This window comes from Microbacterium sp. SORGH_AS_0888 (genome assembly GCF_030818905.1).
Taxonomy (GTDB): Bacteria; Actinomycetota; Actinomycetes; order Actinomycetales; family Microbacteriaceae; genus Microbacterium.
On record NZ_JAUTAZ010000001.1, the window covers coordinates 634,569 to 656,610 of the forward strand.

Sequence of the window (22,042 nt, forward strand, 5' to 3'; positions counted from 1 at the left end):
ATTGTGCGGGTGGAATTCCAGACTACGCGGGCTGCAGTCCGATGGCGACATCGGTCGGCCGCACCGGCGACGGGAGCTGGGTCTCGCCCATCAGATAGCGGTCGACGGAGGCCGCAGCGGCACGTCCCTCGGCGATCGCCCACACGATGAGCGACTGCCCGCGCCCCGCGTCGCCGGCGACGAAGACGCCCGGCGCGGTCGTCTGGTACTCGGAATCGCGCTCGACGTTGCCACGACCCGTGAACTGGGCGCCGAGCTGCGCCTCGAGGGTTCCCCGCTCGGGGCCGGTGAAGCCCATCGCGATCAGAACGAGGTCCGCGGGGATCTCGCGCTCGGTGCCGCTCTTGGGCACGCGGCGGCCGTCGACGAACTCCGTCTCGGCCACGCGCAGCGCGCGGACCTCGCCGGCGTCGTTCGCGAGGAACTCGACGGTCGAGGCGAGGTACACCCGCTCGCCGCCCTCCTCATGCGCGGACTGCACCTCGAAGATCGTCGGCATCATGGGCCAGGGCTGCTCGTCCGTGCGGCTGGCGGGCGGCTGCTTGCCGATCGCGAGGTTCGTGACGCTCAGCGCCCCCTGCCGGTGCGCCGTGCCGATGCAGTCGGCACCGGTGTCGCCGCCGCCGATCACGACGACGTGCTTGCCCTCGGCCGTGATCTGGTGAGGCACCTGGTCGCCGGCGATCGCCTTGTTGGACTCGACGAGGTACTCCATCGCCACGTGCACGCCGTCCAGGTCGCGTCCGGGGATCGACAGCTCGCGGGGAACCGTGGAACCGGTCGCGATCACGACCGCGTCGTAACGGTTGCGCAGGTCGCTCCAGGAGATGTCGACGCCGATCTCGACGCCCGCGCGGAAGCGCGTGCCCTCGTCCTGCATCTGCCGCAGCCGCGACTCGATGTGACGCTTCTCCATCTTGAAGTCGGGGATGCCGTATCGCAGCAGCCCGCCGATGCGGTCGTCGCGCTCGAACACGGCGACCGTGTGGCCGGCGCGCGTCAGCTGCTGCGCGGCGGCGAGCCCGGCGGGACCCGATCCCACGACCGCGACGGTCTTGCCCGTCAGCCGGGCCGGCGGCTCGGGCTCGATCCAGCCGTTGCCGAACGCCTCGTCGACGATCGACACCTCGATCTGCTTGATGGTCACGGCGGGCTGGTTGATGCCGAGGACGCACGAGCTCTCGCACGGCGCCGGGCACAGCCGTCCCGTGAACTCCGGGAAGTTGTTCGTCGCGTGCAGACGCTCGGACGCCGAGCGACCCTCGCCGCGCCAGGTCAGGTCGTTCCACTCCGGGATGAGGTTGCCCAGCGGACATCCCTTGTGACAGAACGGGATGCCGCAGTCCATGCAGCGACCCGCCTGGCGACGGAGCACCGCCGAGTCACCCGGCTCGTACACCTCTTTCCAGTCGAGGATGCGGACCGGCACCGGCCGCCGCGGGGGCAGCTCGCGCTCGGTGACCTTCAGAAAGCCTTTGGGATCAGCCACCCGTCACCTCCAGGATGCGGTTCCAGACGACGTCGCCGTCGGGGTCGAGCCCCTCGGCCAGTGCCGCCTCCCGGGTCTGCAGCACCGCGGCGTAGTCGCGCGGCAGGACCCGGACGAAATTCTTCACTTCCTCCTCGAAGTCGTCGAGGAGTGCAGCCGCGAGGGTCGAGCCCGTCTCGGCCTCGTGGCGCGTGAGCAGGTCGTGCAGCATCTCGGCGTCGCCGGAGCCCAGCTCGCCCAGCGACAGCTCACCGCTGCTCAGCGCCTCGCGGTTCACCTGCGCGGGGTCGAGCCGGTAGACGTATGCCATGCCGCCCGACATCCCCGCGCCGAGGTTGCGCCCCGTGCGTCCGAGGATGACCGCCAAACCGCCGGTCATGTACTCGAGCGCGTGGTCGCCCACGCCCTCGACGACCGCGGTCGCCCCGGAGTTGCGCACGAGGAAACGCTCGCCCACCATGCCCCGCAGGAACATCGTGCCCTGCGTCGCACCGTAGCCGATCACGTTGCCCGCGATCACGTTGCGCGCCGCGTCGAAGCCCGCGCCCTTCGGAGGCCGCACGACGATCTGGCCGCCGGAGAGGCCCTTGCCGACGTAGTCGTTCGAGTCGCCCTCCAGCCGGAGCGTGATCCCGGCGGGCATGAACGCGCCGAAGGACTGACCGGCCGAGCCGGACAGGTTGACCTCGATCGATCCGGACGGCAGCCCGTTCTCGCCGTGCGCCTTGGTCACGTGGTGACCGAGCATCGTCCCGACCGCGCGCGCCGTGTTGCGCACCGGCAGGTCGATGCGGATCTGCCCGCCGTGCGCGATCACGTCCTGAGCCCGCTCGATCAGCTGCACGTCGAAGTGCTCGTCGAGCTCGTGCTCCTGATGACGCAGGTTGCGACGCGGCTCGTCGTCCGCGAACCGCGGCCCTTCCAGCACGGGCGAGAGGTCGAGCCCGCTCGCCTTCCAGTGCCGCACGGCGCGGTCGACGTCCAACAGCTCGCTGTGGCCGATGGCCTCGTCGAGCGAGCGGAACCCGAGCTCCGACAGGTACTCCCGGACCTCCTCGGCGATGAACTCCATGAAGTTCACGACGAACTCCGGCTTGCCGGTGAAGCGCTCGCGCAGCACGGGGTTCTGCGTCGCGACGCCGACCGGGCACGTGTCGAGGTGGCACACACGCATCATGATGCAGCCGGACACCACCAGCGGAGCGGTCGCGAAGCCGAACTCCTCGGCGCCCAGGAGTGCGCCGATGATCACGTCGCGTCCCGTCTTGAGCTGGCCGTCGACCTGCACGACGACGCGGTCGCGCATGCCGTTGAGCATGAGCGTCTGCTGCGTCTCGGCGAGGCCCAGCTCCCACGGCGTTCCCGCGTGCTTGAGCGAGTTCACCGGGCTCGCGCCGGTGCCGCCGTCGTGGCCGGACACGAGGATCACGTCGGCCAGCGCCTTCGCGGTTCCCGCGGCGACCGCGCCGATCCCGGACTGGCTGACGAGCTTCACGTGCACGCGCGCCTCGGGGTTGGCCCGCTTCAGGTCGAAGATGAGCTGCTTGAGGTCCTCGATCGAGTAGATGTCGTGGTGCGGCGGGGGCGAGATGAGGCCCACACCCGCGGTCGCGTGACGCGTCCGCGCCACCCACGGATACACCTTCGTGGGCGGCAGCTGGCCGCCCTCGCCCGGCTTGGCGCCCTGCGCGAGCTTGATCTGGATGTCGTCGGCCTCGGTGAGGTAGAGGCTCGTGACGCCGAAGCGGCCCGATGCCACCTGCTTGATCGCACTGCGACGCTCAGGGTCGAGCAGGCGCTCGACATCCTCGCCGCCCTCGCCCGTGTTCGACTTGCCGCCGATCCGGTTCATCGCGATCGCGAGCGTCTCGTGCGCCTCGCGCGAGATCGAGCCGTAGCTCATCGCGCCCGTCGAGAAGCGCCGGACGATCGAGGCGACCGACTCGACCTCGTCGATCGGCACGCGCGGACGCTCGCCGGTGCGCAGCTGGAACAGGCCGCGCAGCGTCTTGAGCTCGGCCGCCTGGTCGTCCACGAGCTTCGTGTACTCGCGGAAGATGTCGTAGCGGCGCGTGCGCGTCGAGTGCTGCAGCCGGAACACGGTGTCCGGGTTGAACAGGTGCGGTGCACCGTCTCGGCGCCACTGATACTCGCCCCCGGTCCAGAGCCGCTCGTGGGCGCGGGCAGCCGCATCCTCCGGGTAGGCGAAGGCGTGACGCGCCGCGTTCTCGGACGCGATCACATCGAGTCCGATGCCGCCGAGCTTGGTCTCCGTGCCCGTGAAGTAGGCGTCGACGAGCTCCTGGCTCAGGCCGACCGCCTCGAACGCCTGCGCGCCCGCATAGGACGAGATCGTCGAGATGCCCATCTTGGACATGATCTTCAGCACGCCCTTGCCGAGCGCGTAGATCAGGTTCTTGACGGCCTTCTCCGGCGAGATGCCGGTGATGAAGCCGGCGCGGACCAGGTACTCCACCGTCTCCATCGCCAGGTACGGGTTCACCGCGGACGCGCCGTAGCCCACGAGGGTTGCGACATGGTGCACCTCGCGCACGTCGCCCGCCTCCACGACGAGCCCGACCTTCATGCGGGTCTCGTTGCGGATGAGGTGGTGATGGACCGCCGACAGCATGAGCAGCGACGGGATCGGCGCGAGGTCCTTGTTCGAGTCGCGGTCGCTCAGCACGATGAACTCGGCGCCGTCCTCGATCGCGTGGTCGACCTCGGCGCACATCTGCGCCAGGCGCTTCTGCATGCCCTTGTGGCCGGCCTCGACGCGGTACAGGCCGCGGACGGTCACGGAGCTGCGTCCGGGCACCGCCGTGTCGATGTGCTGGATCTTCGCGAGCTCGTCGTTGTTGATGACCGGGAAGTCGAGCGTGACGGCACGGGCGTGGTCGGGCCCCCAGCTCAGCAGGTTCGGCTCCGGCCCGAGACCGAGCGAGAGGGAGGTCACGACCTCTTCGCGGATCGAGTCGAGCGGCGGGTTCGTGACCTGCGCGAACTGCTGGACGAAGTAGTCGAAGAGCAGCCGGGGACGATCGCTCAGCACCGCGACGGGCGTGTCGCTGCCCATCGCTCCCAGCGGCTCCGCACCGTTCTGGCCCATCGGGGTCAGGAGGATCCGCACCTCTTCCTCGGTGTATCCGAAGGTGCGCTGACGCCGCGTGATCGACGCGATCGGGTGCACGATGTGCTCCCGCTCGGGAAGGTCCGCCAGGCGCACGCGACCGGCGTCCAGCCACTCCTGCCACGGATGCAGGTGGGCGAGCTCGGCCTTGATCTCCTCGTCCTCGATGATCCGGCCCTGCGCCGTGTCCACCAGGAACATGCGCCCGGGCTGCAGGCGGCCGCGGCGCTTGATGCGCTCGGGCGCGAAGTCGAGCACGCCCGTCTCGCTGCCGATGACGACCAGGCCATCGGTCGTCTCGGTCCAGCGTCCCGGACGCAGGCCGTTGCGGTCGAGGGTCGAGCCGACGACCGTGCCGTCGGTGAAGATGAGGGCGGCCGGGCCGTCCCACTGCTCCATCTGCATCGAGTGGTACTCGTAGAAGGCGCGCAGGTCGGGGTCCAGGTCGGGCTGCTTCTCGTAGGCCTCGGGCACCATCATCATGACGGCGTGCGGAAGACTCCGCCCCGTCAGCGTGAGGAGCTCCAGCACCTCGTCGAATGACGCCGAGTCGCTCGCCCCCTCGGTGCAGATCGGCAGCAGCGGACGGATGTCGCCGAGCAGCTCCGACTCGAGCTGCGACTGCCGCGCACGCATCCAGTTGCGGTTGCCGTTGACGGTGTTGATCTCACCGTTGTGCGCGAGCATGCGCAGCGGCTGGGCGAGCGGCCAGGACGGGAACGTGTTCGTCGAGTACCGCGAGTGCACGACTGCGAGCTCGGAGGCGAACCGCTCGTCCTGCAGGTCGGGGTAGAACGGCTCGAGCTGCAGCGTCGTGACCATGCCCTTGTACCCGAGGGTGCGGGAGGACAGCGACACGAAGTACGCCCCCGCCTCGCGCCGCGCACGCTTGCGCAGGCGGTACACGCGACGGTCGAGCGCGATCCCCGAGAGCGCCTCGGCGTCTCCGACGGCAGGCCGCGACACGAACAGCTGCTCGAACGCGGGCCGGGCCTCGAACGCCAGCTTTCCGAGGTTGTCCTCGGCCGTGGGGACCTCGCGCCATCCGAGCACGACCACGTTCTCGCTGGCGGCGATCTCTTCGATCCTCCGCTTCTGCGCGGCACGCTCGTCCGCGTCACGCGGCAGGAAGGCGAGACCGGCCGCGTACTCCCCCACCGGCGGCAGGTCGAAGTCGACAACGGCGCGCAGGAAGGCATCCGGCATCTGGGTCAGGATGCCGGCGCCGTCGCCGGTGCCCGCGTCCGACCCGATCGCACCGCGGTGCTCGAGGTTGCGCAGCGCGGTGAGTGCCAGATCGATGATGTCGTGGCCGGGCTCGCCGCGCAGCGTCGCGACCATCGCGAGACCGCAGGCGTCCTTCTCGAACGCAGGGTTGTACATGCCCTGACGCTCGGGGAAGGAGCCGAAAGCGCTCTCGGCACTGTGACGGGGGCTCGATGCCATACCTACCGTCCTCACATTGATGATTGATGCTGGGACGACATCGGCCCGGGACTTAGTTCGCTGTGGCAGAGCTTGTGGCAGCGCCGTCGGGTGCGGAGACTTCGGTCGCAGGTGGTTCGCTCACGTCAACGAAGTCGTCCGTATCTTGCGATTGTACAGGCGCTTTGCCCTTCCACTCCCGACCCGGGCGATACGGCGAGGGCTCGAGCCCCGGATGCCGCTTCTTCTGCACGACCAGGATCGAGAGACCGATGATCACGCCGAGGATCGCCGCCCAGACGTTCGTGCGCAGGCCGAGGTAGACGTCGCTCGGATCGATCCGGATCGACTCCCACAGGATGCGACCCGCGCTGTACCAGACGAGGTACAGGCCGAACGTGCGACCCCACTGCAGCATGAGCCGACGACCCGCCCACAGGATCACCGCCGCTCCGAGGAGATTCCAGATCACCTCGAACGCGAACGTCGGCAGAAAGAGCGTGTCCGCGGGCAGTCCCGGCGGGAAGGCGGAGTTGTCGGAGTCGATCTGGAGCCCCCACCAGCCCGTCGTGGGCAGGCCGAACAGCTCCTGGTTGAAGTAGTTGCCGAACCGGCCCATCGCCTGGGCGATGATGAGGCCGGGAGCCAGCGCATCCGCGAACGTCCAGAACCGGATCCCCGTCCAGCGGCAGCCGAGGTACGCGCCGATCGCACCGCCGATCAGGGCGCCGTAGATCGCGATCCCGCCCTCCCAGATCGCCCACACCGAGCCCGGCTGGAACGGGTTCCACGTGTTCTTGCCGTCGCCGAAGTAGAAGCCCCAGTGGGTCAGCACGTGGTAGGCGCGGGCGCAGATCAGCGCGAGCGGAACCGCGAGCAGCGCGATGTCGATGACGGCCCACGGCTCCACCCCCCGCTTCACGAGTCGGTGGTTCGTCAAGAGCACCGCGACGATGATGCCGGCGATGATGCACAGCGCGTAGAAGTGGATGCGCAGCGGCCCGATGTCGAAGTAGCTGATCGAGGGGCTCGGGATGCTGGCGAACAGCGGCGCGGCAAAAGTCACGCCCGCGAGTCTACTTGCCCGAGCGCCGTCGGCGTGTGGGGGGCCCTGCGCGGTCCGGGCTGCGGATCGCGCCACTGCGCATAACTCAGGCAGAACCGCGTCGAACAAGCCCGAGGTGCGGGCACAGGACCGTTCTGCCTGAGTTGTGCGCACCCGAGAACGGCGGACGGTGCGGCCACCCCGGACGGCCGCGCGGCGTGTGGGTCGGCGAGACAGTCCCCCGCGGGCCTGCGGCGCGCTCCCGACAGACCCGACGCCCGCCTCCCCCGACCGCACGACCCTCCGCCATGCCCACGGCGCGCCACTGCGCATAACTCAGGCAGAACCGCGTCGAACAAGCCCGAGGCGCGGGCACAGGACCGTTCTGCCTGAGTTATGCGCACCCGAGAACGGCGGACGGTGCGACGGTCCGGGGCGGCACGCAGCGTGGGACGAGAGTCAGCGGCGCGTAGCCGCGGCGAGAGCGGATGCGGCGGTCCGCAGACCCTCCACCCCACCGTCGCGAAGGGCGCGCACGAGCGCGGAGCCGACGATCGCGCCGTCCGCATAGCCGACGGTCGTCGACACCTGCTCGGGGGTCGAGATGCCGATGCCGACGCACGCGTGCCCGGCGCCGTGCTCGCGCAGCCGGCCGACGAGCGTGCGAGCGGCGGCGTCCAACTCGGAGCGCTCGCCCGTGATGCCCATCGTGGAGACCGTGTAGACGAAGCCGGTCGAGTTCTCCGCGACGAGCCGCAGGCGCTCGTCGCTCGAGGTCGGCGCCGCGAGGAAGACACGGTCGAGCCCGGTGCGCTCGCTCGCCGCGATCCAGTCCGCCGCCGCCTCCGGCGTGATGTCGGGCGTGATGAGGCCGGCCCCGCCCGCGGCAGCGAGCTGGTCGGCGTAGCGATCGACGCCGTACTGGAACACGGGGTTCCAGTACGTCATCACGAGCACCGGCACCTCGACGCGCGAGGTGATCTCGGCGACCGCCGGGAACAGGTCGCGCAGCCGGAATCCCGCCGCCAGCGCCGCCTGGGTGGCCTCCTGGATGAGCGGACCGTCCATGACCGGGTCGGAGTAGGGCGGTCCGAGCTCGATGACGTCCGCACCGGCCTCCGCCAGCGCGACGGCGGCCTCGATGCTCGTGCGCAGATCCGGGTAGCCCAACGGGAGGTAGCCGACGAACGCGCCGCGCCCCTCGGCGGCCGCCGCGTCGATCGCGGCGGCGACACGGGAGGTCATGCCTGCGCCTCCTGGTCGTAGAGGTGGAAGTAGCGGGCGGCGGTGTCCATGTCCTTGTCGCCGCGGCCCGACAGGCTCACCACGATCAACGCGTCCGGGCCGAGCTCCCGGCCCACGCGCAACGCACCGGCGAGAGCATGCGCCGACTCGATCGCCGGGATGATCCCCTCGGTCTCGCTCAGCAGCCGCAGCGCCTGCATGGCCTCGTCGTCGGTGGCGGGGATGTAGTCGGCCCGTCCGATCGAGGCGAGCCAGGCGTGCTCCGGGCCGACTCCCGGGTAGTCCAGGCCCGCCGAGATCGAGTGCGACTCGATCGTCTGCCCATCCTCGTCCTGCAGCACGAACGTCTTCGCGCCGTGGAGGACGCCGGGACGTCCGCGCTCGATGGATGCCGCGTGCTTCTCGGTGTCGACGCCGTCGCCGGCCGCCTCGACGCCGAACAGCTTCACGCCGTCGTCGTCGAGGAAGGCATCGAACATGCCGATCGCGTTGGAGCCGCCGCCCACGCAGGCGAACACCGCATCGGGGAGCCGTCCGACCTCATCGAGCAGCTGCGCGCGCGCCTCCTCGCCGATGATCTTCTGGAAGTCGCGCACCATGGCGGGGAACGGATGCGGCCCCGCCGCCGTCCCGAAGATGTAGTTCGTGTTCTCGACGCTCGCGACCCAGTCGCGGTACGCCTCGTTGATCGCGTCCTTCAGCGTGCGCGAGCCGGTGCGTACGGGAATGACCTCGGCGCCGAGCAGCCGCATGCGCGCGACGTTGAGCGCCTGACGCTCGGTGTCGACCTCGCCCATGTACACGACGCACTCGAAACCGAACAGCGCCGCCGCGGTCGCCGTCGCCACCCCGTGCTGGCCGGCGCCGGTCTCGGCGATGACGCGCGTCTTGCCGAGCCGCTGCGTGAGCAAGGCCTGGCCGAGGACGTTGTTGATCTTGTGGGAGCCGGTGTGGTTGAGATCCTCGCGCTTGAGGAAAACCCGCCCGCCGCCGGCGTGCGCGGCGAAGCGCGGCACCTCGGTGAGCGCCGAGGGTCGACCCGCATAGGAGTGCAGCAACCGCTCCAGCTCTGCGCTGAACGTCGGATCGACGATCGCCTTCTCGTAGACCTCGGTCAGCTCGTCGATCGCGGCGATGAGCGACTCGGGCATGTAGCGCCCGCCGAACTCGCCGAAGAAGGGGCCTTTGGCCTCACGGAGCTTCATACGTCTTCTCCCAGGAATGAGCGGAGCGTCGACACCGGCTCGCCCGTGACCAGCGCCTCGCCGACGAGCACGGCGTCGGCGCCGGCGGAACGGTAGTGCGCCACGTCCGCAGGGGTGAGCACGGCTGACTCGGCCACCTTGATGGCGCCTTCCGGAAAGGATCCCGCCAACCTTCCGAACAGGTCACGGTCCAGCTCGAACGTCGTGAGGTCACGGGCGTTGATCCCGATCAGCTGAGCGCCGAGGTCGGCGGCGCGCGCGAGCTCCTCCGCGGAGTGCGCCTCCACGAGCGGCGTCATCCCCCACTCGCGGACGAGTGCGTGCAGCTCGACCAGCCGCTGCTGGTCGAGGGCAGCGACGATCAGCAGCACGATGTCCGCGCCCGCGGCGCGCGCCTCGACCACCTGGTACGGGGTCGCGATGAAGTCCTTGCGCAGGACCGGGATGTCGACCGCGGCGCGGACAGCGCGCAGATCGTCGAGGCTGCCCTTGAAACGGCGCTGCTCGGTGAGCACCGAGATCGCGCTCGCGCCGCCGATCTCGTACTGGCGCGCCTGATGGGCCGGGTCGGGGATGTCGGCGAGGTCGCCACGGGAAGGGCTCGCGCGCTTCACCTCGGCGATGATCTTCACGCGGTCGCCGGGAGCGAGCGCCAGAAGCGCGTCGCGCGCGGCGGGCTGCGCGAGCGCCTCGCGCTCGAGCGCCGCCAACGGGGTCCGCTCGGCGCGGGACTCCGCATCCTCCACCGCGCCGGCCGTGAGGTCGGCGAGCATGCTCAATGCTCTTTCGGCGCGTACTTCGGGCCGTTGACGCCGTAGCCGGCCTTCGAGAGGATCCAGCCGACGATCAGGCCCACAACGAGCAGGACGGCCGAGGCCCAGACCATCGCGGGGACATCGAGGAAGAAGAAGAGCGTGCCGATCGACACCGCGACGAGCATGATGATCACGGCGGCCCAGGCCGCCGGCGAGTGTCCGTGTCCGGGGTCGCCGATGGGGTTGCTCATGTGTCTCCTTCGCATGCGGGCGCGCGGCTGTCGCGCCCCGATGGCCAGTCTAGCGGGCCGTCCCGGTCGTCGTGGGGTCGTCGCCCCGGCTCAGATCGTCCCAGGAGTCGATCGCGTCGAGCGGACCCGCAGTGACGTCGCGCCGTGCCGCGCGCGCCGCCTCGTACCGGCGTCCGCCGCGTTGCCAGCGCCGCGCGGTCGCGATCACGAACGCACCCGCCGCCGTGACGAGCACGAACGAGAGGAGCGCGACGGCGGGCCAGGCGGTCAGGGTCGTGCCGCCGACCAGCGCCGCCACCGCTGTGCCGCCGGCGATCCCCGTCGCCTGGGTGACGGCCGCGGCCATCGCCGAGACCGGAGGACCGAGCAGGATCGCCGTGATCGCCCAGATGAGGGCGCCGCCGGCGAGGATGCTGATGACGCCGAAGACGTAGCGCAGCACCGGCCCGACGATCGAGAGCGCGAGGCCGAGCGCCAGCACCGCCAGGCTGAGCGGCGCGAGGACGGGGATCGCCCCCGCGCCCGCCACCGTGAGGTCCGCCGACGCCCCGTCGGTCAGCGCGACGTGGATCCACGTCTGCGTCGACGAGATGAGGCCGAGCGCACCGCCGAGCAGGATCGCCACGACGGAGAGCAGCCGGGCCCGACGGATCACGCGCGCACCGGGTCCAGGTCGTCGGAGTCGAAGCAGGTTCGGGTGCCGGTGTGGCAGGCGGCGCCCACCTGCTCGACCGTGATGAGCACGGCGTCGCCGTCACAGTCCAGGCGCGCGCCCTTCACGAGCTGGATGTGGCCCGACGTGTCGCCCTTGCGCCAGTACTCCTGCCGCGAGCGCGACCAGAACGTGACCCGTCCGGTCGTGAGGGTGCGGCGGAGGGCCTCCGCATCCATCCACGCGAGCATGAGCACCTCGCCCGAGTCCCACTGCTGGATGATGGCGGCCACGAGACCGTCGGCGTTGAAGGCGACGCGGGCGATCCGTTCCTCGACGCTCTCGCTCATGAGAGCATGCTCCGTTCGTCACTCGTGGCGGTCTCGCGCACGGCGATGCCCTCCGCGGTCATGGCCCGTTTGACGTCACCGACCGTGAGCTGTCCGGAGTGGAAGACGGACGCGGCGAGCACGGCATCGGCGCCGGCGCGGATGGCGGGGGCGAAGTGCTCCGCCGCACCGGCTCCGCCGGACGCGATCACCGGGACGCTCGAGATCTCGCGCATCAGCGCGACCAGCTCCAGGTCGAATCCGTCCTTCGTGCCGTCGGCGTCGATCGAGTTCACCAGCAGCTCGCCGGCACCGCGATCAATCGCCTCGCGCGCCCACGCGAGCGCGTCGAGCTGGGTCTGTGTGCGTCCACCGTGGGTCGTCACGACGAACCCCGACGGCGTGCCCTCGGCCCGCCTCACGTCGAGCGAGAGCACGAGCACCTGCGCGCCGAAGCGGTCCGCGATCTCGTCCAGGAGCGCCGGGCGGGCGATCGCGGCGGAGTTCACGCCGACCTTGTCGGCGCCGACCGAGAGCAGCCGCGCGACGTCATCGGCACTGCGCACGCCTCCCCCGACCGTCAGCGGGATGAAGACCTCCTCGGCGGTGCGCCGCACGACGTCGTACGTCGTCGCGCGTTCATCGACCGTCGCGGTCACGTCGAGGAACGTCAGCTCGTCGGCGCCCTGCGCGAAGTACATCCGGGCGAGCTCGACCGGATCCCCCATGTCGCGCAGGTTCTCGAAGTTGACGCCCTTGACCACGCGTCCGGCGGCGACATCGAGGCACGGGATGACCCGGCACACCAGGCTCATCAGAGCCTCGCGTTGTGGATCGCCGAGACCAGGATGGCGCGGGCCCCGATCGCGTAGAGATCGTCCATCACCTGGTTCACCGTCCTGCGCGGCGCCATGACCCGCACCGCGACCCACGCGGGGTCGCGCAGGGGCGAGATCGTGGGCGACTCGATCCCCGGTGCGATCGCGACCGCCTGTTCGACCAGGTCGGCGGGCAGGTCGTAGTCGATCAGCACGTAACGACGGGCGACGAGCACACCGCGCAGGCGGCGCAGGAGCGTGTCCAGCCCCTCGGGCTCGTCGGCGCCCGTGATCAGGACGGCCTCGGACTCCAGGAGCTTCGGTCCGAAGATCTCGAGTCCGGCCTGCCGCAGCGTCGTTCCCGTGGACACGACGTCGGCCACCGCATCCGCGACCCCCAGCTGCACGGCCGACTCCACCGCGCCGTCGAGGGGCACGAGATCGACCGCGACGCCGAGCTCGTCGAGGAAGGAGTCCACGAGGCCCGGATAGGCGGTCGCCACCCGCATGCCCTCGAGGTCCGCGATCTCCGAGAACCGGCCGGGAGGGCCGGCGAAGCGGAAGGTGGAGCCGCCGAAGCCGAGCGCTTCGATCTCGCGTGCCCCCGGCATCCGAGCGTCCCGGAGCAGGTCGCGACCGGTGATCCCGACGTCGAGGGCTCCCGAGCCGACGTAGGTGGCGATGTCCTTCGGGCGGAGGTAGAAGAACTCGACCTCGTTCACGGGGTCGATGACGTGCAGGTCCTTGGGGTCGCGGCGGCCGATGTAGCCCGCCTCGGCGAGCATCTCGGCGGCCGTCTCGGCCAGTGATCCCTTGTTCGGCACAGCGATACGCAGCATGGTGCGGCAGCTTTCGGGTCTAGAGCGGAGGGTCGAGGGACGCGCTCACAGATGTCGGTAGACGTCCTCCAGGCTCAGGCCCTTCGCGAGCATGAGCACCTGGAGGTGGTAGAGCAGCTGCGAGATCTCCTCGGCGGCGGCGTCGAGCGGCTCGTACTCGGCCGCCATCCACACCTCGGCGGCCTCCTCGACGATCTTCTTGCCGATCGTGTGCACACCGGCATCCAGCTCCGCCACCGTGCCGGAGCCGGCGGGACGGGTGGCCGCCTTCTCGCTCAGCTCAGCGAACAGAGTGTCGAACGTCTTCACCCACCCAGGTTACCGTCCCCCGGAACGCTCCCGGACCCGCGAGACCAGTCTGCGCCGCCGAGACCAGTGGGTAACCCGCCGGTCTCGGCGCGCGGGACTGGTCTCGCGGTCAGTGGCGGTGGGTGGCGGCGGCGTCGCGGAGGGCCGTGATCGCGCGCTCGGGATCCTCGGCGCCGAAGACCGCGGACCCGGCGACGAACGTGTCGGCGCCCGCCTCGGCCGCCTGGCCGATCGTGGACAGCGAGATGCCCCCGTCGACCTGCAGCCACACCTCCGTGCCGCGCCTGCGGGCCTCGGCCGCGAGCGCGCGGAGCTTGGGCATCGTCTCCGGCATGAACGACTGCCCGCCGAAGCCCGGCTCCACCGTCATGACGAGGAACTGGTCGACCTCGCCCAGCAGGTCGTACAACGCCTCGGCCGGCGTGCCCGGCTTGATGGCGACACCGGCACGCGCGCCGATCTCGCGCAGCCGTCGGGCCAGCGCGAGCGGCTCGCGCGCCGCCTCGAGGTGGAACGTCACGCTCGCGGCCCCCAGCTCGGCGTAGCCCGGCGCCCACCGGTCCGGGTCGTCGATCATGAGGTGCACGTCGAGCGGGACCGGGCTGGTCTGCTGGATCCGCTCGACCATCTGCGGGCCGAACGTCAGATTCGGCACGAAGTGGTTGTCCATGACGTCGACGTGCACGAAGTCGGCCGCCGCGATGCGGGCGAGCTCGGACTGCATGTTGACGAAGTCGGCGGCGAGGATCGAGGGGTTGATGCGGGGCTGACTCACCGCCCCATTATCGCGGCCGGCGAGCCGGGCTCAGTCGCGCCGGCGCAGCAGGGCGACGAACATCGCGTCCGTCCCGTGCCGGTGCGGCCACAACTGGGCGCGTCCGGACCCGTCGGCGGGCTCGGGCAGATCCAGCGGCGTTCGCGAGACGCGTTGCAGCACCGCTCTCGTGTCGAGCTCGTCCACGCGCTCGCCCCACTCCCGCCGGGCGTCGGCGACCACCGCCGCCGTCTCCGCCAGGTGAGGCGAACACGTGACGTACGCCACGACGCCGCCGGGCTTCAGCGCCGCGAGTGCCGCCGAGAGGAGCTCGCCCTGCAGCGCGCTGAGCTCGGGCACGTCGCCCGGATGCTTGCGCCAGCGGGCCTCCGGGCGTCGGCGGAGCGCCCCGAGCCCCGTGCACGGGGCGTCGACGAGGATGCGGTCGTAGCCGCCGCGCCCGGCGCGCACGCGACCGTCCTCCTCGCTGACAGCGACCTCCAGCGGGACGCCGGCCAGCGCCTGCCGCACCAGGCCCGCCCGTGCCGGCACCGGCTCGTTGGCCTCGAGCGTCGCGCCGTGCGCGAGCGCCTCGGCCGCGAGAACCGCGGTCTTGCCTCCCGGGCCGGCGCAGAGGTCGAGCCACCGTTCCCCGGCGCTCACCGGGACGGCGCGGGTCAGGGCGAGGGCCGCCAGCTGTGATCCCTCGTCCTGGACCCGGATGCGGCCGCTCCGGACGAGCTCGCCCGGATCGCCGCCGGGCGAACGCGCGCCGAGCGGCGAATAGGGCGTCGGCGCGAGGTCGTGCGGCCGTTCGGCAAGACCGGGCAGCACCGCGAGGGTCACCTGGGGTGCGAGATTGTCGGCGCGCAGGAGGTCGTCGAGCTCGTCGGCCCGCCCTTCCGCCGCCAGCGCGCGCCGGAAGGCGCGGAGGATCCAGACCGGGTGGGCCGTGGCGAGGCCGATGCGCTCGTCGTCCGAGCGCGCCGCGGCCTCGATGCGCGACATCCACTCGCCCGGCGTGTCGCGCGCGATGCGCCGGAGCACGGCGTTCGCGAAGCCGGTCGCCGCGGGTCCGGCGACGCGACGGACGAGATCGACCGTCTCGTGGACCGCCGCGTGGGAGGCGACGCGGGTCGAGAGGATCTGGTGCGCGCCCAGTCGCAGGGCGTCGAGCACCTCGGGGTCGATCGCGGCGATGTCGCGGTTCGACGCCGCGGCGATGACGGCATCGTAGGTGCCCTCTCGACGAAGCGTGCCGTAGGCGAGCTCCGTCGCCAGCGCGGCGTCCTTCGGTGGCAGCCCGGCACGGTCGATCGCCGTCGGCAGGAGGAGGTTCGCGTAGGCGTCGTCCGCATGGACGGCCCGCAGCACGTCATAGGCGACGCGACGCGGCCCCGTCATGATCCCGCCACCGGGTCGCCGCCGCGCAGCCCGCGCCACCAGTCGCCGGCGGCCATCGGCTGCTTGCCCGCCGGCTGTACACGGTCGAGGGCGATGGGGTCGGAGGCGGTTCCGACCACCACCTCGCGCCCCGCGGCGGCCATCCGCCCCGGAGGCAGCGCCACGGCCGCATCCGCGCGATGCGCCGACAGAACCTTCAGACGCGCGCCGTCGACCGTCGTGAACGCACCGGGCTCGGGCGTCGTGCCACGCAGACGGCCCAGCACGGCGTCCGCGTCGGCGCTCCAGTCGATGCGGCCGTCCTCCACCGTCAGCTTGGCCGCGTAGGTGGGCTCCCCCACCTGGGGCCGGGCGATCGCCGTGCCCGCGCCGATCTCGTCCACGACATCGGCGAGCAGCGCGCTGCCGCTCGCCGCGAGCTCGTCGAGCAGGCTGCCGGCTGTCGCGAGCGGAGGCACCGGGACGCGCTCCTGGGCGAAGACGTCGCCGGCGTCGAGCTCCGGGACGAGGCGGAAGACGGCGGCTCCGACCTCGCGATCGCCTGCGATCAGCGCGCGCTGCACCGGGGCGGCACCGCGCCAGCGCGGAAGGAGCGAGAAGTGCAGGTTGATCCAGCCGTGGTGCGGCGTCGACAGCAACGGCTCCCGCACGAGCCCGCCGTACGCGACGATGACGCCGAGGTCGGGCTCGAGCGCGGCGACGCGCGCCGTCGCGGCGCCGTCGAGACGATCCGCGCGCAGCACCTCCAGCCCCAGGCGCTCCGCCGCTGCCGCCACCGGCGACGGCGTGAGCACACGCTTCCGACCCAGCGGTGCGTCGGTGCGCGTCACCACGAGCGCGATCTCGTGACCGGATGCGGCGAGCCGCTCGAGTGACGGGACGGCGGCCGCGGGGGTGCCCGCGAAAACGAGACGCATGAAGCTCCTGGGCCGGATCAGAGGTCGGGATCGGGTACGTCGACCCGCACTCTGAGTGTAGGCCGACCCGGTCCGCCGCGTCGGGGACGGCGGCCCCGCACGGCGTCCGCGACGACGCTCGCGCGCAGCGACCGGCACACCACCGAACCCTGCGCGTACTCGAAACGCACGAGGGCGCGGTCGAGCGGCGGGTCCTCTCCCGGCTGGCGGGCGGGACCGATCACGGCGTCGGGCGCGAGGCCGGGCACCTCCGCGCGAAGGGTCTCGAGCGCCTGAGAGACCGACGCGGGCGAGCCCTCGAGCGAGGCGACCCGCACCGCCGGCGGCATCTTCAGCGGCGCCCGCTCGGCGAGCTCCGACCGGGCATAGGCCGGCTGCGTCCAGGTCGCGAGCGCGCGGGCCACCGGCCCCGTCACGCCGACGAGGTGCACCGGCGCTCCGGGCGCGACGAGAGCCGCCGCATCCGACCACCAGCGCAGGCAGAACTCGCCGATGCGCAGGTCTTCGGCCAGCAGCATCCGATCGCCGTCGAGCAGCAGCACGGCTCGGTACCCGCCGTCGGCGAGCGGCTCGGCGCCGCGGGTCGCGACGACGAGCGCGGGTCGGCCCTCGACCTGGGTGACGGGATGATCGGCGTCCGCGACGATCACACGCGTGTTCGGGAACGCCCGTCCGAGCTCGTCCGCGGTCCGCTCGCTGCCCGCCGAGGCCAGACGCAGACCGGAACCCTCGCAGTGCCCGCAGCGCCAGCCCGTGGCCGCCCGCCCGCACCACGAGCACTCCGGCAGCCGCCGCGCACTGCGCACGCGCAGAGGGCCCGTGCAGTGCACGCATCGCGCCGGTCGCCGGCAATCGGCGCACACCACGACGGGTGCGTAGCCCGGCCGCGCCACCTGCACCAGTACCGGACCGGTCGTGAGCGCCTCCCGGACGGCGGCGAACGCCTGCGATGGAATACGCGCCTGCGCGAGTCCGTCGGCGGGCGCGCTCAGCACCACTCGGGGGCTCTGCCGTCGCACGGCGGGCACATCGCGCACCCAGCCCACGGCGACGAGACGTTCGACGTCCGTCGTCCGGGTGTGCCCGGCGAACAGGAGCGCACCGCCCTCGAGCTCCTGCCGAACGAGGGCCGCGTCCCGCGCATGGACCCCGGGACTCAGCGGCTCGCCGAGAAGGGGATCCCCGTCGTTCCAGATCGCGACCAGCCCCGTCCGCGCCGCGGGCGAGTACACGGCCGAACGGTTGCCGATCACGACGCAGGGCGCATCGGCCAGGACGCGCAGGTAGGCAGCGTAGCGAGCGGGTGCCGGCCTGCGCGCGTCGTCGCGCACGACCGCATCGCCGGGCAGGTGCGCGGCCAGCGCGGCGGCCAGCTGCTCCTGGTCACGATGGTCCGGCACGACCAGCACGGCGCTGTGGCCCTGCGCAAGAGTCGAGACCGCGGCGGCGCACAGCAGCACGGCCCATGCGCCGATGACGGTGCCGTCCGGCAGGGTGAGAGGGCGGGGCGGGGCGTCGACCGCGAGACGCTCCCCCGCCGCCAAGGCCGATGTGAGCCCGGGATAGGCGCCCAGGACCTCCTGAGCCCACCGGAGGGTCTCGGGAGCGACCTCGGGCGCCGCGGGCGCAGGTGCTGCGGCCCAGGCCTTCTCGGCACGCACCATGCGGCGCGGGATGACGAGCCGCAGGACGTCGCTCGCGCTGCCGGCCGCGCGGTCGGCGACGCGACGCGCGACACGATAGAGCCGCTCCGGCAGCACCCGGGCAGGTGACACCACGACATCCAGCGCGGACAGCGGACGCTCCGCATCCGCTGCCTCGCCCACCTCCACGAGGTAGCCGTCGACGACGCGGCCGAGGGAGCGCAACGGCACCTTGACCCGCACGCCGGGAACCGCGGCGTCCACCAGCTCGGGCGGGATGTCGTAGTCGAACAGCCGATCGAGCTGCGGCAGCGGCGAATCGATGAGCACGCGCGCGACGCGGCGGGCGCTCACGGGCCGCTCAGACCCCGGCGGCGGCGCGCAGCTCGTCGACGCGGTCCAGCCGCTCCCAGGTGAACTCGGGCAGCTCGCGACCGAAGTGCCCGTAGGCGGCCGTGCGAGCGTAGATCGGACGCAGCAGGTCGAGCTGTTCGATGATCGCGGCCGGTCGCAGGTCGAAGACCTCGAGGATCGCCCGCGTGATCAGCTCGTCGGACACGTGTCCCGTGCCGAACGTCTCGACGTACAGCCCCACGGGCTTGGCTTTGCCGATCGCATAGGCGACCTGGACCTCGAGGCGGTCGGACAGGCCTGCGGCGACGGCGTTCTTGGCGACCCACCGCATCGCGTACGCCGCGGACCGGTCGACCTTGGACGGGTCTTTTCCGCTGAACGCGCCGCCGCCGTGACGAGCCGCCCCGCCGTAGGTGTCGATGATGATCTTGCGCCCCGTGAGCCCGGCGTCGCCCTTCGGCCCGCCCGTGACGAACGGGCCCGCGGGGTTGACGAAGTACTCGACGTTCGAGACGTCGAGACCGGTCTCGGCGAGGACGGGGTCGATGACCTCCGCCTGCACCGCGGCGCGCAGGGCCGCCTGCGAGATGTCGGGGTGGTGCTGCGTGGACAGCACGACGGTCTCGACGGTGCGCGGCACCTGACCCTCGTAGCCGAGCGTGACCTGGGTCTTGCCGTCGGGCCGGAGGAAGGGCAGCGCTCCGCTGCGGCGCGCGTCCGTGAGTCGCTCGGCGATGCGGTGCGCGGCCCAGATCGCCGTCGGCATGAGCTGCGGCGTCTCGTTCGTGGCGTACCCGAACATGATGCCCTGGTCGCCCGCGCCCTGCGCGTCGTGCGGATCGGACGACGCGCCCTCGCGGTGCTCCAGCGCCGTGTCGACGCCGTGGGCGATGTCGGTCGACTGCTCACCGATCGATACGCTCACCCCGCACGAGTCGCCGTCGAAGCCGGTGTCGCTGGAGGTGTAGCCGATGCGGTTGACGACCTGCCGGACGATCGTGGGGATGTCGACATAGCCCGAGGTGCGCACCTCGCCGGCGACGTGCACGAGCCCCGTCGTCACGAGCGTCTCGACCGCGACACGGCTGTCGCGGTCGACCGCGAGCAGAGCGTCGAGGATCGAGTCCGAGATCTGATCGCAGATCTTGTCGGGATGCCCCTCGGTGACGGACTCGGACGTGAACAGGCGCAACTCGGTCATCGGTGTATCTCCTGGTGCATCGCGGGCTCAGCCATCATTATGGACGCAGCCCCGGACACCGGGGTGTCGGGGCTGCGTTCACGGCAGGATCAGTCGGCCTGGCGAAGGCGCAGCTTGTCCTCGTGGATCTCGTGCAGCGCGATCGTGAGGGGCTTGTCCTCGATCGTGGAGTCCACGAGCGGACCGACGTTGTCGAAGAGGTTTCCCTCGTGGAGGTCCGAGTAGTAGTCGTTGATCTGGCGGGCGCGCTTGGCGGCGTAGATCACGAGCTGGTACTTCGAGTCGACCTTCTCGAGCAGGCTGTCGATGGGCGGGTCGATGATGCCCTGGGTGTGTCCGGCCACGGCGGAACCTCCTGGTTCAAGAAGACGGCGGAGAGTCGTGCGCACGGCCGGCGCACGAAGCATCCCTCTATTCTAAGGCACGTCGCCGTGCGCACGCTCCGGTGCCACGCGGACGGCGCGGGTCAGCTCGCCAGGGCGGCGACCTGCCGAGCGGCCTCGGCGACCTCGGCGTTGACGACGTGGAAATCGAACTCGCCCTGCGCGGCCAGCTCGCGCTTCGCCGTCCTCAGCCGGCGGGCGCGTTCCTCGGCGTCCTCCGTGCCCCGTCCGACCAGACGCTGCACGAGCTCGTCCCAGCTCGGCGGGAGCAGGAAGACGAGCGTCGCGTCGGGAGCCGCCCGGCGCACCTGGCGCGCGCCCTGCAGATCGATCTCCAGCAGCACGGAGCGGCCGGCGGCGAGAGCCTGCTCGATCGGTCCCCGCGGCGTGCCGTACCGGTACTTGTTGTGCACGGTCGCGTGCTCGAGCAGCTCGCCGCCCGCGACCATCGCGTCGAAACGGGCGTCGTCGACGAAGAAGTAGTGCTCGCCGTCGACCTCCCCGGGACGCGGCGGGCGGGTCGTCGCCGACACCGACAGGAGGATCTCCGGGTGCTCGCGGCGGATCTGCTCCGCCACGGTGCCCTTGCCGACGGCGGTGGGACCCGCCAGCACGACCAGCCGGCTCCGATGGGGACGCGGCGTCGGCTCGGGCATCCGCGTGTCGAGCCACTGCGCCAACGTACGACGCTGACGCACGCCCAGACCACCCAGCCGCTTGACCGGGGAGATGCCCAGCTCGGCCAGGATCCGGTCGCGCTTGCTCTCCCCGATCGCGGGGAGAGCCGTGAGGAAGTCGGGTACGCGGAGCGTCCCGGCGGGCGAGGTCGGGTCCGCGATCGCTCGGCGCAGAGCCTCCTGCGGCGAGACGACCCGGGTCGCGATGTCGCGCTTGAGGCTCGCGCGCGCGCGTCGAGCCTCGACCGCACGCCGCGACGCCGCCACACGATCCACCTCGGGCGGGTGCTGCGCGTCAACCATGCCGTGCCTCCGGGTACAGCGCTCGGCGCTGCTCGATTCGGGCGGCGAGACCCTCCGGGCCCGCCGAGAGGATGCTGCGGCTCTCGCTCGCGACCACGTTTCCCGCGAGGGCGCCGAACAGACGTCCGAGGTCGGCCGGCTCCGCGCCCTGCGCGCCGAATCCGGGCGCGAGGATCGGAACGTCCGCGAGGGCGTCGTCGGACAGCCCGAAGGTCGAGCGGTCGACCGTCGCCCCGATGACGAGCCCCAGGTCGTGCAGACCCGGCGCGACGGCGAACGCGCGCACCGCTCGGGCGACGTCGGCGGCGACGCTGCCCGACGCGCCGACGGCACGCTGGAGCTCTCCCGCCTCCGGGTTGCTGGTCGCAGCCAGCACGAAGACGCCCTTGCCCCGCTCGCGCGCGTACGCGAACGTCTCGTCGAGCGAGTCCGGTCCGAGATACGGGCTGAGCGTGACCGCATCCGCCTCGAGCGGCGACCCCTCGTCCAGCCAGGCAGCGGCGTAGCCCGCCATCGTGGAGCCGATGTCACCGCGCTTGGCGTCGGCGATCACGATCAGCTCCGCGTCACGCGCCGCGCGGAGCACCTCTTCGAGGGCCGTGAAGCCCGCGGCGCCGAAACGCTCGAAGAACGCCACCTGCGGCTTCACCACGCCCACGCGCCCCGTGGCCGCGGCGACGACCCGCAGGCCGAACTCGCGCACGCCCTGCGCGTTCACCGGCAGCGACCACTCCCGGAGCAGGTGCTCGTGCGGATCGATGCCGACGCACAACGGCCCGTGGGCCTCCAGCGCCGCCCGCAGGCGGTCGCCGAAGCTCACGACGCCGTCCACGGTCGCACGACCGCGCGGATGTCGCACGATTCGGGCGACATCCTGCGACATCCGCGCGAATCTGCGACCCGCGCGCGTGATG

Annotated in this window: 20 protein-coding genes; all 20 read right to left on the bottom strand. The window is 71.6% G+C overall.

Annotated features, from left to right (window positions below):
- Positions 1-22 precede the first annotated feature (22 nt).
- On the bottom strand, positions 23-1,489 hold the full coding sequence (locus QE381_RS03115) for a glutamate synthase subunit beta (protein ID WP_307215420.1): 1,467 nt from the start codon (positions 1,487-1,489) through the stop codon (positions 23-25).
- Positions 1,482-6,065, bottom strand: coding sequence for a glutamate synthase large subunit (gene gltB, locus QE381_RS03120; RefSeq protein WP_307215422.1), 4,584 nt, complete (start codon positions 6,063-6,065; stop codon positions 1,482-1,484). Before gltB ends, QE381_RS03115 begins: the two co-directional genes overlap by 8 nt.
- A gap of 52 nt (positions 6,066-6,117) precedes the next feature.
- A complete protein-coding gene (gene lgt / locus QE381_RS03125) occupies positions 6,118-7,110 on the bottom strand; it encodes a prolipoprotein diacylglyceryl transferase (protein ID WP_307215424.1) in 993 nt (330 codons plus the stop codon).
- A gap of 438 nt (positions 7,111-7,548) precedes the next feature.
- Positions 7,549-8,334 carry a tryptophan synthase subunit alpha gene (gene trpA, locus QE381_RS03130; protein ID WP_307215426.1) on the bottom strand — a complete coding sequence of 262 codons (786 nt, stop codon included), beginning with the start codon at positions 8,332-8,334 and terminating at the stop codon, positions 7,549-7,551.
- Positions 8,331-9,539 carry a tryptophan synthase subunit beta gene (trpB, locus tag QE381_RS03135; RefSeq protein ID WP_307215427.1) on the bottom strand — a complete coding sequence of 403 codons (1,209 nt, stop codon included), beginning with the start codon at positions 9,537-9,539 and terminating at the stop codon, positions 8,331-8,333. Before trpB ends, trpA begins: the two co-directional genes overlap by 4 nt.
- Positions 9,536-10,312, bottom strand: coding sequence for an indole-3-glycerol phosphate synthase TrpC (trpC, locus tag QE381_RS03140; protein WP_307215428.1), 777 nt, complete (start codon positions 10,310-10,312; stop codon positions 9,536-9,538). The genes trpB and trpC overlap by 4 nt, the downstream gene beginning before the upstream one ends.
- A gap of 2 nt (positions 10,313-10,314) precedes the next feature.
- Positions 10,315-10,545, bottom strand: coding sequence for a DUF6704 family protein (locus tag QE381_RS03145; RefSeq protein WP_307215430.1), 231 nt, complete (start codon positions 10,543-10,545; stop codon positions 10,315-10,317).
- 49 nt (positions 10,546-10,594) lie between these two features.
- A complete protein-coding gene (locus QE381_RS03150; RefSeq protein ID WP_307215432.1) occupies positions 10,595-11,200 on the bottom strand; it encodes a Trp biosynthesis-associated membrane protein in 606 nt (201 codons plus the stop codon).
- Positions 11,197-11,547, bottom strand: a complete 351-nt coding sequence (gene hisI / locus QE381_RS03155) for a phosphoribosyl-AMP cyclohydrolase (protein ID WP_307215434.1) — start codon at positions 11,545-11,547, stop codon at positions 11,197-11,199. The genes QE381_RS03150 and hisI overlap by 4 nt, the downstream gene beginning before the upstream one ends.
- Positions 11,544-12,341, bottom strand: a complete 798-nt coding sequence (hisF, locus tag QE381_RS03160) for an imidazole glycerol phosphate synthase subunit HisF (RefSeq protein WP_307215436.1) — start codon at positions 12,339-12,341, stop codon at positions 11,544-11,546. Before hisF ends, hisI begins: the two co-directional genes overlap by 4 nt.
- Complete coding sequence (hisG, locus tag QE381_RS03165; protein ID WP_307215438.1) at positions 12,341-13,183, bottom strand: ATP phosphoribosyltransferase; 843 nt, start codon at positions 13,181-13,183, stop codon at positions 12,341-12,343. Before hisG ends, hisF begins: the two co-directional genes overlap by 1 nt.
- Before the next feature lie 45 nt (positions 13,184-13,228).
- The gene (locus QE381_RS03170) at positions 13,229-13,492 is read right to left on the bottom strand and encodes a phosphoribosyl-ATP diphosphatase (RefSeq protein WP_307215440.1); all 264 of its coding nucleotides are present in this window, start codon (positions 13,490-13,492) and stop codon (positions 13,229-13,231) included.
- Between the two features lie 109 nt (positions 13,493-13,601).
- Entirely contained in the window at positions 13,602-14,267 is a 666-nt protein-coding gene (rpe, locus tag QE381_RS03175; protein ID WP_307215442.1) for a ribulose-phosphate 3-epimerase, read from the bottom strand.
- 30 nt (positions 14,268-14,297) lie between these two features.
- A complete protein-coding gene (locus QE381_RS03180) occupies positions 14,298-15,650 on the bottom strand; it encodes an RsmB/NOP family class I SAM-dependent RNA methyltransferase (protein ID WP_307215444.1) in 1,353 nt (450 codons plus the stop codon).
- Positions 15,647-16,567 carry a methionyl-tRNA formyltransferase gene (fmt, locus tag QE381_RS03185; RefSeq protein ID WP_307215446.1) on the bottom strand — a complete coding sequence of 307 codons (921 nt, stop codon included), beginning with the start codon at positions 16,565-16,567 and terminating at the stop codon, positions 15,647-15,649. The genes QE381_RS03180 and fmt overlap by 4 nt, the downstream gene beginning before the upstream one ends.
- Positions 16,568-16,584: 17 nt before the next feature.
- Positions 16,585-18,564: a primosomal protein N' gene (locus tag QE381_RS03190; RefSeq protein WP_307215447.1), complete on the bottom strand. Its 1,980-nt coding sequence runs from the start codon at positions 18,562-18,564 to the stop codon at positions 16,585-16,587.
- A gap of 7 nt (positions 18,565-18,571) precedes the next feature.
- Positions 18,572-19,765 carry a methionine adenosyltransferase gene (metK, locus tag QE381_RS03195; RefSeq protein WP_307215449.1) on the bottom strand — a complete coding sequence of 398 codons (1,194 nt, stop codon included), beginning with the start codon at positions 19,763-19,765 and terminating at the stop codon, positions 18,572-18,574.
- Between the two features lie 89 nt (positions 19,766-19,854).
- Entirely contained in the window at positions 19,855-20,109 is a 255-nt protein-coding gene (rpoZ, locus tag QE381_RS03200) for a DNA-directed RNA polymerase subunit omega (RefSeq protein WP_307215451.1), read from the bottom strand.
- A 122-nt stretch (positions 20,110-20,231) separates the two neighbouring features.
- On the bottom strand, positions 20,232-21,128 hold the full coding sequence (gene gmk, locus QE381_RS03205; RefSeq protein WP_307215453.1) for a guanylate kinase: 897 nt from the start codon (positions 21,126-21,128) through the stop codon (positions 20,232-20,234).
- The gene (gene pyrF / locus QE381_RS03210) at positions 21,121-22,011 is read right to left on the bottom strand and encodes an orotidine-5'-phosphate decarboxylase (protein ID WP_307215455.1); all 891 of its coding nucleotides are present in this window, start codon (positions 22,009-22,011) and stop codon (positions 21,121-21,123) included. The genes gmk and pyrF overlap by 8 nt, the downstream gene beginning before the upstream one ends.
- Positions 22,012-22,042: the final 31 nt, after the last annotated feature.